The organism is Wenzhouxiangella indolica (assembly GCF_042310355.1).
Taxonomy (GTDB): domain Bacteria; phylum Pseudomonadota; class Gammaproteobacteria; order Xanthomonadales; family Wenzhouxiangellaceae; genus Wenzhouxiangella.
Window position 1 is genome coordinate 1 of the sequence record NZ_JBHJMR010000019.1, and the last position, 16,416, is coordinate 16,416.

The window sequence follows — 16,416 nt, forward strand, 5'->3', positions numbered from 1 at the left end:
GAGCCGGTCATTCGGCAAAGAAGAATGTCATCGTAGGATGCGTGGAGGCGAAGCCGTAACGCATCAGCCAAACCAACCGGGAGCCGATGCGTTGCGCTACCGCTCCACGCATCCTACGACCGGGTACGCCGAGCCGGTCATTCGGCAAAGAAGAATGTCATCGTAGGATGCGTGGAGGCGAAGCCGTAACGCATCAGCCAAACCAACCGGGAGCCGATGCGTTGCGCTAACGCTCCACGCATCCTACGACCAACGGCGCCAAAACCGACGAGCCAAACAACCAACCGAGTAAAGTCATGGTCTTCAAAATGCGCTGCCTGAATCGCGAGTCCCGGGTCCCGAGTCCCGAGTCCCGGCCCACCGCCGGTCAAGAAACCGCCCACCTTTCCGCCCCTGAAATGTTCATCGGAGCCCCCAATGGGATTTAAATGCGGCATCGTCGGCCTCCCCAACGTGGGCAAGTCGACCCTCTTCAACTGCCTGACCAAGGCCGGCATCCAGGCCGAGAACTACCCGTTCTGCACCATCGAGCCCAACGTCGGCATGGTGCCCGTGCCCGACCCGCGCCTCGACCAGCTCGCGGCCATCGTCAAGCCCGAGAAGGTCATCCCGACGATGATGCAGTTCGTCGACATTGCCGGCCTGGTCGCCGGCGCCTCCAAGGGTGAGGGGCTGGGCAACAAGTTCCTGGCCCACATCCGTGAGACCGACGCCATCGCCCATATCGTGCGCTGCTTCGAAGACGACGACGTCACCCACGTCGCCGGCCGCGTCGATCCGGTTTCCGACATCCAGACCATCGACACCGAGCTGTGCCTGGCCGACCTGGACGTGGCCGAGAACGCGCTCTACAAGATCGGTCGCCAGGCCAAGTCCGGCGACAAGGAAGCCATCCGCCAGGCGGGCCTGCTCGAGCGCGTCGTTGCCCACCTGGGCGAGGGCAGCCCCCTGCGCACCTTCGAGATGGACGACGAAGAGCGCAAGACGCTCAGAACCTGGCAGTTCATCACCCGCAAGCCGGTGCTCTACGTCGCCAACGTCGACGACAACGCGGCCGAGGACAACGAACTCGTCCGCGCCGTGCGCGAACACGCCGCGGCCGAGAACGCCGAAGTGGTCGTGCTGTGCGCCGCCATGGAAGCCGAACTGGCCGAGCTCGATGAAGACGAACAGGCCGAATTCCTCGCCGATCTGGGCCAGGACGAGCCGGGCCTGCACCGCCTGATCCGCACCGGCTACACCCTGCTGGACCTGCTCACCTTCTTCACCGCCGGGCCCAAGGAAGTACGCGCCTGGACCGTCAAGAAGGGCTCCTCGGCCCCGCAGGCCGCCGGGCGCATCCACACCGACTTCGAAAAAGGCTTCATCCGCGCCGAAGTCACCGCCTTCGACGACTACATCGCCTGCAACGGCGAGTCCGGCGCCAAGGCCGCCGGCAAACTGAGGCTGGAAGGAAAGGATTACATTGTCGCCGAGGGCGACGTGATGCACTTCCGGTTCAACGTCTGATCAAGCCAACGCCCGGCACCCAAGGGCAACCGTAGGATGCGTGGAGGCAAAGCCGCAACGCATCATCCCCGCCCCAACGCCGCTGATGCGTTACGGCCTGGCGGCCTCCACACATCCTACGCCCGATCCGCCCGATCCGCCCGAAACCCGGCCCCCGCCGGCAACGCCACCACGCATCATTCCCCGCCCCAACGCCGCCGATGCGTTACGGCCTGCCGGCCTCCACACATCCTACGCACTGACTCGCCCAACACCCGCCCCCGCAGGCACGCCCGGGCCATCCGTAGGATGCGTGGAGCGAAGCGCAACGCATCAGCCACACGCCGAAGAAAGCCACGCCGCGCCACGTCTCCACACACCCCAAGAATCCGACTCCCAAACCCGAAACCCGGAACCCTGAAACCGGAAACCGGTTACATATAAAGCCAGTAATCCAGAATCCCCTCCCCCCAAATCAAAGCAATCCACCCCGCCGCCGCCAGGTAGGGCCCGAACGCGATCGGCACCTCCTTGCCGCGCCGGGTGGCAATCATCAGCGCAATCCCCGCCACGGCGCCGACGAAGGACGCCAGCAGGATCACCACCGGCAACACCTGCCAACCCATCCAGGCGCCCAGGGCAGCGAGCAGTTTGAAATCGCCGAAGCCCATGCCCTCCTTGCCGGTCAGCAGCTTGAACAGGTGGAACACCGACCAAAGCGCCAGGTAACCGGCAATCGCGCCGATGACGGCGTCCTCCAGGCTGGCGAACAGCCCGAACCACAGGTTCAGCCCCAGCCCCAGCCACAGCAAGGGCAGGGTGATCTGGTCGGGCAGCAGCTGGTGATCGAAGTCGATGCCCGTCGCGGCGATCAGCGCCCAGGTGAACACCAGCGCGGCTGCCGCCTCGGGCGTGGCCCCGAAATGCACAACAACGGCCGCGGACAAAACGGCCGTGACCAGCTCCACCAACGGATAACGCCAGGAAATCGGCTCGCCACAGTGCCGGCACTTGCGCCCCAACACCAGCCAGCTGACAACTGGAACATTGTCGTACCAGGCGATCGTCTCCCGGCATTTCGGGCAGTGCGAGCGCTGAACCACCAGCCCCGGCGGCGCCGACTCGGCCTGGTCGATTTCCAGCAACTCCCGGCACTGACAGCGCCAGTCGTGAAACAGCCGCGCCGGCAAGCGCAGGATCACCACGTTGAGAAAACTACCCACCAACAGCCCCAACACAAAAACGGCGGCCGCAAGGACCGCCGGGGGCAATGCATTCAAGCTATCAAGAAATTCCACTTGAATCTTCCCTCTGCAAAAACCGGTTGTAAATCATTAGGTTACCGCCACTCGATCTTGGGCTCTTTATGTGACTGCGCGCAGTCCCGTAGATAGAGATTGATAAGGCTCTGATAGGGCAGATCCTTCTTTTCTGCGAGTTTCTTGAAGTAAGCGACGGTGTCCTCGTCAAGTCTTATCGTGACCTGCTTCTTGAGCTTCCTCGCATAGGGGTTATCTACGGACTCCGAAAAATCGTAATTGTCACGCATGTCTGTATCCTTGATAAATCTTACGCTCTCGCTTGTTCGCCTTACGGGCGGAGATGATTCAAATCGTGTCACCGTCTCTGACGCAATGGCATACAACCAGCAGCCGAGAATGGATGCTCGCTCCCAGGAGAACGAATCGATCCTCCTCGTCAGAGTGATCCGGGTCTGCTATCAGCCGCCCGAACTCGTCCGAAAAAGCAGTTTTGGCTTCGGAGAACGAAACCCCGTGCTTCTGGCGGTTCGCCGCCGCCTTGCGTTGATCCCATTCGAAGGCGAGACGGCTCATAAATTACATTGTATGTATTATGTAAATACTGTCAAGCGAGGCCCAATCGGCAAGTGCCCGAAAACGAAAACGGCGGCCGCCAGGACCGCCGGATGCAGTGCATTCAATGCGTCAAGAAAATCCAATTCCACTCCCCATGCTGTCCAGGCTCAAGGGCACGAAACCAAAATTCATCTCAATGCTCCAACCCCTGAAACCTGAAACCTGAAACCTGAAACCTGAAACCTGAAACCTTCCTTCTACATCACCGCCGCCATCTGGAAGATCGGCAGATACATGGCCACGACCATGCCGCCGACGACAACGCCGATGAAGACAATGATGATCGGCTCGAGCAGGCTGGAGAGGGCGTCGACCGTATTGTTGACCTCTTCCTCGTAGAAGGCCGCTACCTTGTCAAGCATGGCGTCCAGGGAACCGGCCTCTTCGCCGATGGCTGTCATCTGGATCATCATCGGAGGAAACAGCCCGGTCTGCTGCATGGCCAACTGCAGGGAGTGGCCCGTGGCAACGTCTTCTCGAATCTGCATCGTGGCTTGTTCGTAGACGATATTGCCGGTCGCGCCCGCCACGGTCTGCAGCGCCTCGACCAGCGGCACACCCGCCGCAAAGGTCGTGGACAGGGTGCTGGCAAAGCGTGACAGTGCGGATTTTTCCAGCACGGGGCCGACAACCGGCAGCTTCAGCGATACGCGGTCGACAAAATGACCGACCTTGGGGCTGCGCTTTCGTGCCTGGATGGCGCCGACGATGGCAGCAATGCCCACTAGCAGAACGATCCAGCCCTTGGACTGCATGAACTCCGATGCACTCACGACCATGCGCGTGAATGCGGGCAGGTCGGCACCAAAGCTCTGGAACATCTCCTCGAACTGCGGGATCACCACGATCAGCAGCAAGGCGGTCACGCCAATGGCCACGGCGACGACGGCGGCGGGGTAGAACATGGCCTTCTTGATCTTGCCCTTGATCGACTCGATCCGCTCCTTGTAGCCGGCAATCGAGTCGAGCACCTGGTCGAGCACACCCGCCGACTCGCCGGCAGTGACCAGGTTGACGTACAGGTCGTCGAAGTAATCACGGTGCTTGGCCAGCGCTTCGGCCAGCGTGTTGCCGGACTCGACATCGTTCCGAATGGTGTCGATCAGCTTCTTCAATCGCGGGTTCTCGGCGGCCTGGGAAATGATCCCGAATGCCTGCACGAGGGGGATGCCCGAGTAGAGCATCGTCGCCAACTGGCGGGTGAAGATGGCGATGTCCTTGGGCTTGATTCGCTTGCCGCTGTTGCCGAACAGGGGCTTGGGCTTGCGTTTGACCCGGCCCGGGACGATTCCCTGCTGACGCAACTCGGCCTTGACGATCATCTCGTTGCGGCCGAGACGCTCGCCCTTGATTTTCTTGCCGCGCTTGTCCTTGCCCTCCCACTGGAAGGTTTGCATCTGATCCTGCGTGGTGGTCGCCATCTAGTGCCGCTCCTGCATCCTGCTGGTATTGGCCGGAGTTCGTGTCCGGCCTGCACAGTTGTCCCTATCGTCGTGATTTTGCGCAGAAACCACGCCAATTGCAAGGACGCCCCCAATGCTCCCCCGAACGATCGTCGTCCCTACCCCGAAATCTTGTGACTCAGTTCGCGGTCGCGTTCGCCACGGGCGACGTGCCGCTGCTGCCGAACTCGACTTGAAAGAATCGTGCCGACGACCTCTCCGTTGGTCAATCCTTCGTCACCCGGTTCATCTCCGCCAGGCTGATCTTGCCGTCCTTGACCTTGTTGAGTGCGGCCCGGCGGAGGTCGGTCACGCCGTCCTTCGCCGCCTGCTTCTCGAGCTGCAGCGCGCCGCCGCCCTCGAGAATGATCTGTTCCATCGCCTCGGAGATCGGCATCACCTGGAACACGCCGGAGCGGCCCTTGTAGCCGCCGGTGCACTGGTCGCAGCCGCCGGCCTGGTAAATCTTGATGCCCTCTGCGACTTCTTCTTCGTCGAATCCGACCTTCAGCAGCGCCTCATCCGGCACTTCCTCGGGCTTCTTGCACGAGTGCAGGGTTCGCGCCAGGCGCTGGGCCAGCACCAGGTGAACGGTCGAGACGATGTTGTAGGTCGGCACGCCCATATTGGCCAGTCGGGCCACGGAGGCGGGCGCGTCGTTGGTATGCAGGGTCGACAGCACCAGGTGACCCGTCTGGGCGGCCTTGATGGCGATCTCGGCCGTTTCCAGGTCGCGGATTTCCCCGACCATGATGATGTCCGGATCCTGTCGCAGGAAGGATCTGAGCGCGGCGGCGAAGGTCAGCCCCTGCTTGACGTTCTGCTGCACCTGGTTGACGCCCTTCATGCGGATTTCGACCGGGTCCTCGACGGTCGAGATATTGCGCCCCTCGTCGTTGAGGATGCCCAGGGCCGTATACAGGGTGACCGTCTTACCCGAGCCGGTGGGGCCGGTGACCAGCACCATGCCGTAGGGCTTGGAAATGGCCGACAGGTAGTCGTCCTTCTGCTTTTCCTCGAAACCCAGCTTCTCCGGGCCCAGGAAGGCGCCGGAGGAGTCGAGAATACGCAGCACGATCTTCTCGCCCCAAAGCGTCGGGCAGGTGGAGACACGAAAATCGTAGGCCTGCCCCTTGGATACATTGAGCTTGATGCGCCCGTCCTGCGGAATCCGGCGCTCGGCAATATCCAGGTTGGCCATGACTTTAAGGCGCGCCGAGAGCCGGGGCGCCATGCGCTTGGGCGGGCGCACTTGGGTTACCAACACGCCGTCGACGCGGAAGCGGACCCGGTAGTCTTCCTCGTAGGGCTCGAAGTGAATGTCGGAAGCGCCCTTGCGAATGGCGTCGACCAGCACCTTGTTGACAAAGCGCACCACCGGGGCGTCGTCCGCACCCGCGGCCGCGTCGTTGTCTTCCTTCTTCTCCTCGCCGGCGTCGAACTTGAGGTTGTCGAGATCGTCCTCGTCCTCGGTCAGGTCGTTGAAGGCCTGGGCCGAGCCGGCCAGGGCGCGATCCAGCGCCGGTTCGATGGCGCTGTAGGGCGCCAAGATGGCTTCCACGGCCAGCCCGGTGGAGAAGGAAAGCTCGTCGATGCCGGCCTTGTTGCCGGGGTCGGCCGCCACCACGAACAGCCGCTTGCCGCGCTTGAGAACGGGTACGATCAGGTGCTTGCGCAGCAGCTCCTCGCTGACCTCGTCCATCGGCGCGTGCTTGAGGTTGACCGCGGCCAGGTCGACCAGCGGCATGCCGAAGTCCTCGGCCGCCACGTGGGCAAAACCCATGGCGTCCACCGCCTTCTCGCGCACGATGTGGCTGGTAAAGGTGCGGCCCTTCTCATTGGCCTTATTGGCAATCTCGAGCGCCTTGCCCTCGGTCACCAGCCCCGCATCGACCAGCTTGCGGCCGAGCGAGGGCAGTCGCATGACGGTTGCGGGTTGCGCCAGCATGAGCTCAATCTCCTTGAATCTGCCTCAGATGCTAGCGCCCGGGAGTTGATTTTGCAAAAAGAATTCGGGTCGTTCGTGCGGCCAGATTGGGTTAGGTCGCTAGTAGTGCAGGGGAATGTGTGACGGCCGGGACGAAAAATGCCCCGCAGTGCGGGGCATTTACGCTATCAGTTGTCTGCTCTAGCGGCTAACTATTAGCGGCAACGAGCGGGCAGGTACTTCTCATCAATGTCAGTGGCGGTGTCAGTTGGTGAACACGCCCATGAGACACTTCCGCCCGAGCTGGTGGGTGACAGCTCAAGAATGCCATTCTGGATGGCGGCGTTTTCGTTGCCGGTATTAAAGGTGGCTTGGATAGTACCTTCAGCCGTTACCTGGACCTGCGAAACGTATTCGCCAGAAATATCGCTGGCAGGTGATGCGATTCCGGCTTCGGTATTGTCGCCAGGCCAGCTGCCGGTATCCGTCCAGTATTCCGCCACAGCGGTTCTTGCGCCGCCGGTCAAATTCATGCCTTCAGATACCTGAGCACGGATCGTGTAATCCTGATACGCAGGAATGGCAATGGCCATCAGGATGGCGAGAATGGCCACCACGATCATCAGTTCGATCAGCGTGAAGCCCGATTGTTTGCGCATGGTGTTCATGTGTTGCTCCTTTCGGTTTTAACGGTCATGTTCAAGCGAACATTGGTTTTGCCCTGGGGGCGCGACAAAGTTCCCCTTCAAGCTTAATCATGCACTATCCGTGCCAGATCCGCGATTCCCCATGGGTCGGTCTCGCTCTGCATTGTTGCTCACCCTCCAATGAATGGGGTTTGGTGCTTCGGAGCCGAGTGCGGCCGAGCCGAATGTGACGTTTTTTGTCACCTCTGACAAATAGTGTCAGTCGCTCGGATTGGGCTAGCGGCAGCGGCTTGGCAGGTAACGGCTGGAAATGCTGCCCGCGTCACAGTTCCAGTTCATGGACGCATCCGTAGCCGCTCCGACTGGACTGAGGATCAGTGTATCGCCGGAGATCGCCGCATTCGCATTCGTGGCCCCGAAAGTAATCTGGATCTCGCCATTGTCGATTCTGAGCTCGCTGACGTATTCGCCCTTAATGTCGGCCGGTTCCTCCAGCCCCGCCGCATCGTTGTCGGCGGGGAACGTCCCTTCGTTGGACCAGTAGTCCCACACGGCCGCTTTGGCGCCCTCCGCCAGCGACATGCCTTCCGAGACCTGGGCGCGAATGGTGTAGTCTTGGTAGGCGGGTACGGCCAAGGCCATCAGGATGGCCAGAATGGCCACCACGATCATCAGTTCTATCAGGGTGAAGCCGTCGTGTCGTGTGGGTTGCATGGGCTGTCTCTTGAGCGCGCTGTCTAAGCTATCTGCTTGCAGTATCCGTACCTTTTCAACTGTTGTGTGAGCCCGCCAACGGTTTCAGTCGCCCAAGTCCTCGAGGTAGTCGGACAGCTCTGACTGCCAGACCCTTCGCTGGATGATTCCGCCGGGCGGATCTTTCAGCCGCGCTTTCAGGTACTGTCTCGCCTCCGCCATTTGTCCCTCTAGCACCATCGAAAAGGCGATGAGAATGACTGTTTGGGGGTCGCGGTGAAGTCGAAGGGACTCGGCCAGGTGAATCCGCATGGCCCGGTAGTCACCGTTGCTTTGCGCGACATAGGCCATCGAGTGGTGCAGGTATTCAGTCACTTTTTCGCTACGGTGCCGCACCGCTTCGTCCAAGGCAGTCTGGATTAACTCCAGCAGTTGTGGCTGGCTCAGTTCCGGGCACCCTCTACTGCCACCTGCGAGAACGAAATGGTGCAATTGAATAGCAGTCCCAAGGCCAATGGTGTTTGGTGGCCGAAGTGCTTGGTCTGCGGCTTCTAGCCGCTGAAGCAGGTCGCTCTGTCCTTCGGGGCAGTAACGCACACGCTGCACGGTCAGCATTTGGTGGCCGGTATGTTGCTCGAGTGCCTGACTCAGAATCTTGTCGGCGTTGTCGGGCCGCCCGGCCTGCTGGTAGCTGCTGGCCAATGCCTGAGCGGCGCGAACCGATTCCGGGCTCTCTCGGTACCACACCAGGCTTGCCCGGTCGGGTTGGCCCCACAGGCTGGTGGTGGCGTACAGAATGCTTGCCAAAGCCCCTGCGTACACCAGTGTTGCAGCCACGGCAACTCGATGCCAGGCCGTGTCGCCGCGCAAAAGCAGCAGGGGACAGGCGAGGAGAAAGTAGAGGCCGAAGGCCGGCACGTAGTTGCGGTGAGAAAAGTAGAGTTCCAGAGGAATCACCGTGGACTCCACCAAATGGCCGGCCAGGAACCACGCCACAGCAAAGGCAAACAGCGGCATGCGTTTCGCGAGCACGGTGGCGGCAGCTATCGTGGCTGCCAGTGCCGAAATCGCGAGGGCGGTCGAGGGCGGAACGAAAAGGCTGCGCGATACAGTATAGCCATCTGAATAGGGGGTGATGGCCGCACTTCTGGGGAGAATCAGGTGGTAAACATAGTTCCAAAGGATCCGGGCCTGGCTGAGCAGGCGCTCGGTCAGGTCGAAATTCCTGCGTTCGTAACCGGTGTCAATGAATCCCTTGGCTGTCAGGTAGCCGGCAATCAGCACAGTGGGCAGCACCAGTGCCAGCAGGAGCCAGGGTCGAGGGAGCCGGGGGCAGGCGGAACAGCGCTGCATGATCAGCAACTCGCACACCAGGGCCAGGCTGGGCAGCAGAGCGCCATTCTCCTTGGAGAGCGTGGCCAGTATGGTGCCGAGACCCAGCCCCGACAATGCCAGGAAAAGCCCCCCGCGTGGCCTTCGGGCCATCATCCACCGGCCCTGAAGATAGATCGCGAGTCCGGCGAACAGAAACGTTGCAGACAGGGTTGTCATTCGCTGAACGACCATCAGGGAGGCGCTGGCGAGGAACGGAGACAGTGTCCAGAGCGCGGCCACGGCAAGACCGAACCAGGCAACTCGGGGAGAGCCCGGCGCCAGGAATCGCCCCAGAAGGGTGGCGATCAGGAATACGAGCATGCCGTTGAAGGCGTGTATGACCGAGTTGACGACCAGGAACGGGCGCGGGCTGTCTGGCCAGTGTTCGGCTTGAGGCGCAAAGGAAAGCAGAGCCACCGGTCGTTTGAGAGGGCCGGCGATGCCCTCGGTGGCGTAACCAATTGCCGAAACGGCATCGTTCACGTACTCCAGCCCGGACAGATTGGCAAAGTCGTCGAACTGCCAGGAACCCGACCAGCCCGGGCTGTAGAGCCAGGTGACGACGACCATCAGGGCAAGAACGAGGAGACCAGCGGCGGCGAGCTGTCGAAAACCGAACTGCGAGCGGCTCTCTGGCTGAGACGGAGGCTTGTTCATGGTGTTATTCACATCGATTTTTGGCAGCACGGGTCGACCGGGGCACAGGATGCCACAACCACCACGTCTTTGGCTGCATCCGCAACTACCACTGCTCAACGCGCATCGAGGTGTTTTGAAACCATTGCTGCGAGCTGTGTATGCAATGCGGGGTGATCAATCTTTGCGACGTAACGCAATGAACTCGGGTGATTGGTGATCAATACCGGCAAGGGGTGATTTCCTTCCAGAGTTCCGGCAAATAATCGAAAGGTTCTGCCGCTGGTAGGCCGAAGCACGACTTCGCGGCACTCCGTGAGGTTTTTAGGGGCTATGGAAAGCCGCTCGGAAATTCTGTTTCTGACCAGGCTCTTCGGCGCAACGATCAGGCGCGGTTGGAGAGCTCGCAGCATGATGCTCAGTTGTGACTGTGCGAATTCGATCGTTCTTTCGTACAGTTTCTTGTCAGCGCCGGAACAGTTCTCGATGCTCCTCTTGATCGTGTCAAAGTCGCCGCTGCCCCAGGGATATATGTTGGCGAGTGCAACAGAATCGAGTGTGCCGAGCGACACTTCGAGAATATCGGCGTAGAACCGCCAGCCGAAAGTGCCGCGCCCAGCGCTGGCCGGATTGTGCAAGGGGTCCCAACGGGTGGAATTCCCGCCTGGATCGAACTCCAGGTGCCCGAACTCGTCCGATTCCATCTGCCGCACGAAACCGGGCCAGTCGCCTTGCCCGTCTGCACCGGACTCGATGAAGCGGATCGAGGATGGGCAGTTCGGGTTGGAGCCGAGCATCAGTACCGGCCCGGGATTGTGCCGAAGTGCCTTTTGAACCTTGCTGGCTTTGTGTTCGCCGAACAGCCCTCCACGAAACGGTGTGCTGTAGCTGCCGGTTGCCGGTTTGAGTACGAGGTTCTCTGGCCTCGTAACAAACTCTGCAATCGCATGATTGAGTCGGTTTACGAAGTTCACCTGCCGGGGTTGCCCATGTTCTCCGATGAAGAACGCTGCTGAGGTTGAGTGTTCGTCAGCTCCGCAAGCGTTCGATCCCAGAGCCTTTGCCCGAAGGGCTTGCTGATTCTTACCATCGACAGCTCATGCTCGTGTTCGCGCAGCTTCGGCCCCAGGCCACGAGCGAGCAGGGAGGTGCCCAGGGATTTGAGAAGGAACGGGTTGGGGTCGGTCTGAAGCGCCTGCACGATAAGTGTGACGGCGTGATCGTCCTGACCGTCGTGAAACTCCAGCCGCGCTTGGGTCACCAGGCGCTGTCGAGTTGCAAGCCGGGTAACTCGGGGGTTGCCTGTTTGAGGGCTGCTTGCTTCCACGAGCTTGCGAATGTCTTCGGGATGCAGGAATGGACAGTGACCGGCGATGGCCAGTTGCGCGAGGTGATCAAGTCCTGCCATGCCTCCGAGCTCGATTTCGGGATTTTCCCTTGTGTGATCGAGGGCCTTGCGATAACGAGTTCGGTAGTCTTCCTCTGAGCCCGTGCAGTAGCTCAAGCGCTGCAAATGGATCTGGGTCTCGTCAGTGTGGTGCTCTTGGGCAGTCCGCATGATGCGGTCCGCCACCAGCTCGTCATTCTCCCGGACGTGTGCATTGGCTATGTACTGGGCGGCTCGAATTGAGTCCTCATTCTGTATGAACCAAATCTCCGACGCCAGCCGTGGCTGGCCCCAAAGCGACGCGGCACTGAACAGCACGATTGTGATCATTGCCCCGTAAGCTGCGGCTGCAGCTCTAGTCCATTTGCGCGCATCATTGCCAGGCAAGCCCAGAAAAGCGAACCATGCGACCAGCACCCAAAGACCCAGGGAGGGAGCGTAGTTTCTATGTGCGAAGTAGAGTTCTAGTGCGGGTGTCGTCGACTCCACCAGGTGTCCGGCGAGGAACCAGCACAGACCGAATAATGGAACCGTCGACCAGCGGCGCAGTGCTATTGCCAGAAAGACGGCCGCGGCCCAGCCCGAGATGGCAACCAGCGTCGTCCAGGGGGATAGCAACCCCGTGGAGAGCTGGAAATTGTCGCTGAACGGAGTGGCGGCCTCGGTTCGCGGCAGCAGCAGCGAAAAGACGTAGTCCCAGAGTACCCTTGACTGCGTCAGCAGCCTCTCCCAGAGCGTGAAGTCTCGATGGTCGTAGCCCGACTGGACCAAGCCGATCCAGGCGAGGTAGGCGAGAATGAGCGCGGTAGGTACCCATAGGAGCGCCAGGTGAGCACGATGCCAGCGCGGATGGACTTTCCATCCCGCCGGACGAAGGAGGAAATAATGCACGCAGAGTGCGAGGGTTGGGAGCAACGCACCGTTCTCTTTTGCGAGCGATGACAGGACAGTGCCCGCAATCAAGCCAGTGGCAATTAGCCGAAACCCAGCGTTCGGATCGCTGGCGGCGACCTGTCGCCCTTTCAGGTAAAGCGCCAGTCCAGCCAGCAGGAAAGTCGCGGACAGTAGCGTCATCCGCTGTACAGCCATCAGTGTGCTGCTCATGAGTAGCGGACTGAAGGCCCAAAGGCCTGCGGCTGTCAGGGCCAGCCAGGCGACTCGCCGGCACCCGGGAAAGGCCATCCGTCCGAGCAGGCTCAGGACGGTATAGACGAGCAGGAAATTGACAACATGCAGGGCGATATTGATCCGAAGGAATGCGCCCGGGTTCTCAGGATAGTGTTGAGCCTGCAGGGCAAATGTCAGCAGGCTCATTGGTCTGCCGGTAGGCCCGGCACCTCCCGAAAAGACAAAGTGGGCCGCGCTCAACCAGTCATCCACAAAGTCCAGTTTCCAAAGGTTGGGGCTATCGTCGAAATGCCACCCTCCCGATTCGGCAAGGGCATAAACCAGGCCTAGGGCAATGGCCGCGATGATTGCCAGAACATGAGGGAGGAATGGGCGCAGCCGCGTAGGTGCGGTCTCCTCTGCGCCGTGTTGAATCTGGGTCATATGAATTGATTCCCGGAGTTTATATTCGACTTGAACCTACTCTAGCCGACAGTCAGCACCATGTCGAAGATTCAAGTGCGCCACTATCGGTGCTGTTTCGGAGCCATGATGGTCGCCGTCTCATGTACAAGACTGATCTGTTGAAAGGCCAGGCTGCGCATTCTGGGTAGCGCTCTTGACAGCTTGCCCCTTATTTCCGCGCTGTGAGATACCGTGTGATCAAAACGGGCAGTCAGCTGATGTTGTTCGCAGTTCCGATAGTCAAGTGCCTGATCTTCCAGCCCGAATGGCGACAAAACTTCCTCGTATTTGTGACTCCATCCAACCACGAGGCAGGGCACCTCCACGGCCAGGGCGCCTACCATGGCGTGAAACCGCGATGTGACTACGCATGTGCAGGTTCCGATCAAATCGCGCAGTTCGGATGTAGTCAGCTCCTGATCAATCAGTTGGCAGGTGTCGGGCCGCGCCAGCGCCGCATGAATGGCTCGGCACAGCGGCAGGTCGTTGTTGTGTTCACGCTCGGAGTCTGGTCTCGCGCTGTGGGGGAAGAGTATGGGCCAGTAGCCGCGCTCGGAAATCGAGTCGATGAGTCGGGCCATCGCGTCGACGTAGTCGATGTTGGCCGCCGCGGCCTTCCGGGCGGCGACGGCGCTGGGTGCGATCCCTACTAGTTCGCGATCGGCATTGTCAAGCTGTGGCAGCGCCGCGGTCCACGGCGACTCTGCATTCCGGGTGGGCGAAAAAGCGAGTGCGAGATCGGTTCCTTCGGAGATGTTCGTCAGTCCCAGCGACTGCAAGTGCGAAAATGTGATCTCACCCCGCGCAAATATATGGTGTAGCCGTGGGAGGATCAGTTTCGCCGCCAGGCGATTTATCCGGGATTTGAACGGACCCAGCGCCTGCGCGACCTTGACGATTGGCAGGCGCATGAGCAACCCGGGAAGCAGAACTGCAATATTGTAGACAAGAAAGGTCAGTCGGCCATCGTTGAAGCTGATGCCGCATTGGTCGACGTAGACGTGCGACTGGCTCAGTTCCCTGACGGCCAGGGAACGCCCGGCCAGCCAGGGCCGAAGCGGTTTGATGTACCGGTGCACCAGGCACAGCGGGATGATCGCCAGCACCAGGGCGAGGGGGGACGCCGGAACGATGCTGAGATTTTCGAAATCATTGCGCTCGACGTCCTGTGACGGGTAGAGACTGAAAAGGACGAATTGCGCGTCGTCGTCGAGGGCCTCGAGACCCTGAACGAGTGTTTCGAGCATTGCCGACGCACCCTTGTTGCCGTACAGCGCGGAGCCGATCACGGCGTATTTCATGGTGTTCTCCAATTTCGTGCGCGAAGCAATAGCAGCAGCGCCGCCAGGAGCAAGTCGGCGAATAGTGTATAGACACGCGTAACGACGGCAAGCGTGGCTGCTTCCTCCAGGCTGAAATAATGCATGGATAATGCCACGAGGACCCCCTCGCGCACCCCGATACCACTGGGAGCAAAGAACGCCAGCGATCCCAGAATGCCGGCGAGCATGTAGAAGGCCACCAGGGGCACCCACATGTCGAGCGTGACCCCGTAGAGCGAATGTGTGATCAGGATGAATGCAATGCCATTCAGGACCCTGGGGCCAAGATAAGCTGCCTGCATCCCGACCATGAAGCCCTTTTCTACACGGCCGGTCCCCATTGGCTTTGGCTGGCGCAGGAGGCGATACAGCATACCCGTGAGCTTTTCTGCCGTGGGTTGGTGGAGAAGGATCAATGCGGGCAGGAGCAGCAGCAGCGGCGTCAGCATCTGTAGTTTGATGCCAGGGTCGGTCAGGGCCACGCCCAGCACAATCGGAATAGCCGGAACGGTGGATGCCAACAGGAGAAACAGCGTCTCCAGGGTGAAAGAATTGATGAGCGTGGCAAATTCTATTCCGCGTCTTCGGGCGACTGCGGCCCTGTATGCATAGGACCATGCCTTTCCAGGCAGATACTTGAGCAGCCACGCGGCGATATAGACATCCACGGAATCAATTCCATTCAGAACTATCGCTTTTGCAGAGCGGTTCAGGATTGAACGCCACAACAGCGCCGACATCACTACGGCGAGGGCGAAACAGGCAACCGAGAGTGCTGTGTACAGGTTGGGCGCCAGTCCGGCCCCTTTCGTAGCCTGTATGTGCTCGACAAGCGTAACCGTGAAAAAGTAGGCCACAGTCAACAGGAAGACGGCCGCCAGCGCCCGCGTCATCCAATGCCATTGGATCATTTGGCCAGCTTGCCTTGCCGCCGATTGAATGACCTGAAGAAATCCAGGCTTTTCTTTCCCGAATACGGAACCAGCCCCTCAGGGTCGGCATAGCCGAATGCTACGAGCATGATCACTCGCTGGCTCGGCTCTAGTCCGAGCAGCCGCTGCATTCGCAGCTCCAGCGGTTCGAAATCCGGCCAGTTGATGGCGGTAGACGATAAACCAAGCGTTTCCAGGGCGAGCAGGAACGACATGGTTGCCAGGGAGGAGTCGATGTAGATCGCGTGGCGGTCCCTGGGGCTGGCATAGTTATCCAGGTTGCCCACCACCACGGCCAGAGCCGGAATCTGTTGAGCGTAGCCCTTTGTTCCGAAGGGTACGGAGGCGACCCGTTTGACCAACTCTGGCTCATCATAGATCAGGAATTCATAGGGTTGGCGGTTGCAGGCCGTGGGGGCGAGTCCTGCAGAAGCCAGCGCCTGATCGACCAGCGGTCGCGGAACAGGCTTTTCCAGGAACCAGCGAATCGAACGGCGACGCAAGCTGAGCTGATGAAACTCGTCGTGCCCAATCGGACAGTTCGGCCTGCTGCCAGCGGGGTAGGGCGCATGCTCTTCTGTCTGCGCGGACGGGCGGCCCAAGCGGTTGAACAGCGTATGGGCACGCTCCGTGGTGGGCGTAAGCTCTACGGTCTGGAAATAGCGGTGGAGGACATCCCGGGCCCATCGCAACTCCTGCTCGTCCGCGCCTCCCTGTGCCTGTTCTCCAGCTCGCAAGCACCTCTCATACTGCTCGACTGCATCCAGGATGTAGTTCTCTGCAAACCGGCTGCGCAGGGGGCGCATGCTGAGCCCCTTCTCGATTCGGTGAATGCTGCGCCGCAGTTCGGAAGATCGAACGGAGCTGGCCGAAAGACTGCGGTAGTAGTCTCGTCTGCCTCTGAGTACCGCAAATTGCTCACGGTTGAAGGTGGGGAATGCGAAGATTCCATAGATTGACGCCATGAGGCGATTGCTGGCAAAGATCTCCAGCATGCATCGGACCAGGTAATAGTGAGTCTGCCGAACAGCCCGAAAGCTAGCGAAGCGCTCTATTAGTTCCTTTAGCTTGTCGAGCATCGCAAAGTCGCCGTGCCAATGAGGTCTGTCGCTTGTGTCA

14 protein-coding genes are annotated in these 16,416 nt (G+C 60.3%); 1 reads left to right on the top strand and 13 read right to left on the bottom strand.

The features are described from left to right. Positions 1-417 precede the first annotated feature (417 nt). Positions 418-1,509 carry a redox-regulated ATPase YchF gene (gene ychF / locus ACDC67_RS14500; protein ID WP_376694283.1) on the top strand — a complete coding sequence of 364 codons (1,092 nt, stop codon included), beginning with the start codon at positions 418-420 and terminating at the stop codon, positions 1,507-1,509. Between the two features lie 413 nt (positions 1,510-1,922). On the opposite strand, the gene ACDC67_RS14505 is transcribed toward ychF, so the two are convergent. The 13 genes from ACDC67_RS14505 to ACDC67_RS14565 form a co-directional block, all read right to left on the bottom strand. After that, positions 1,923-2,786: a prepilin peptidase gene (locus ACDC67_RS14505; protein WP_376694285.1), complete on the bottom strand. Its 864-nt coding sequence runs from the start codon at positions 2,784-2,786 to the stop codon at positions 1,923-1,925. Positions 2,787-2,827: 41 nt separating this feature from the next. After that, entirely contained in the window at positions 2,828-3,037 is a 210-nt protein-coding gene (locus ACDC67_RS14510) for a BrnA antitoxin family protein (RefSeq protein WP_376694287.1), read from the bottom strand. A gap of 58 nt (positions 3,038-3,095) precedes the next feature. After that, complete coding sequence (locus tag ACDC67_RS14515; RefSeq protein WP_376694288.1) at positions 3,096-3,323, bottom strand: BrnT family toxin; 228 nt, start codon at positions 3,321-3,323, stop codon at positions 3,096-3,098. A 239-nt stretch (positions 3,324-3,562) separates the two neighbouring features. Continuing rightward, positions 3,563-4,786: a type II secretion system F family protein gene (locus ACDC67_RS14520; protein ID WP_376694290.1), complete on the bottom strand. Its 1,224-nt coding sequence runs from the start codon at positions 4,784-4,786 to the stop codon at positions 3,563-3,565. A 247-nt stretch (positions 4,787-5,033) separates the two neighbouring features. Further along, positions 5,034-6,752 carry a type IV-A pilus assembly ATPase PilB gene (gene pilB / locus ACDC67_RS14525; protein ID WP_376694347.1) on the bottom strand — a complete coding sequence of 573 codons (1,719 nt, stop codon included), beginning with the start codon at positions 6,750-6,752 and terminating at the stop codon, positions 5,034-5,036. Positions 6,753-6,949: 197 nt separating this feature from the next. Further along, positions 6,950-7,393 (bottom strand): pilin, encoded by a 444-nt coding sequence (locus ACDC67_RS14530; protein WP_376694349.1) that lies wholly within the window; start codon positions 7,391-7,393, stop codon positions 6,950-6,952. Positions 7,394-7,657: 264 nt separating this feature from the next. Next, on the bottom strand, positions 7,658-8,095 hold the full coding sequence (locus ACDC67_RS14535; RefSeq protein ID WP_376694292.1) for a pilin: 438 nt from the start codon (positions 8,093-8,095) through the stop codon (positions 7,658-7,660). Positions 8,096-8,179: 84 nt separating this feature from the next. Further along, a complete protein-coding gene (locus ACDC67_RS14540; RefSeq protein ID WP_376694294.1) occupies positions 8,180-10,105 on the bottom strand; it encodes a hypothetical protein in 1,926 nt (641 codons plus the stop codon). Positions 10,106-10,200: 95 nt separating this feature from the next. Further along, positions 10,201-11,058: a hypothetical protein gene (locus tag ACDC67_RS14545; protein WP_376694296.1), complete on the bottom strand. Its 858-nt coding sequence runs from the start codon at positions 11,056-11,058 to the stop codon at positions 10,201-10,203. Beyond that, entirely contained in the window at positions 11,055-13,022 is a 1,968-nt protein-coding gene (locus ACDC67_RS14550; RefSeq protein ID WP_376694298.1) for a DUF2339 domain-containing protein, read from the bottom strand. Before ACDC67_RS14550 ends, ACDC67_RS14545 begins: the two co-directional genes overlap by 4 nt. A gap of 83 nt (positions 13,023-13,105) precedes the next feature. Further along, the gene (locus ACDC67_RS14555) at positions 13,106-14,344 is read right to left on the bottom strand and encodes a polysaccharide pyruvyl transferase family protein (protein ID WP_376694300.1); all 1,239 of its coding nucleotides are present in this window, start codon (positions 14,342-14,344) and stop codon (positions 13,106-13,108) included. Further along, positions 14,341-15,276, bottom strand: a complete 936-nt coding sequence (locus ACDC67_RS14560; RefSeq protein WP_376694302.1) for a lysylphosphatidylglycerol synthase domain-containing protein — start codon at positions 15,274-15,276, stop codon at positions 14,341-14,343. Before ACDC67_RS14560 ends, ACDC67_RS14555 begins: the two co-directional genes overlap by 4 nt. Further along, positions 15,273-16,376, bottom strand: a complete 1,104-nt coding sequence (locus ACDC67_RS14565; protein WP_376694304.1) for a nitroreductase family protein — start codon at positions 16,374-16,376, stop codon at positions 15,273-15,275. Before ACDC67_RS14565 ends, ACDC67_RS14560 begins: the two co-directional genes overlap by 4 nt. Positions 16,377-16,416 lie beyond the last annotated feature (40 nt).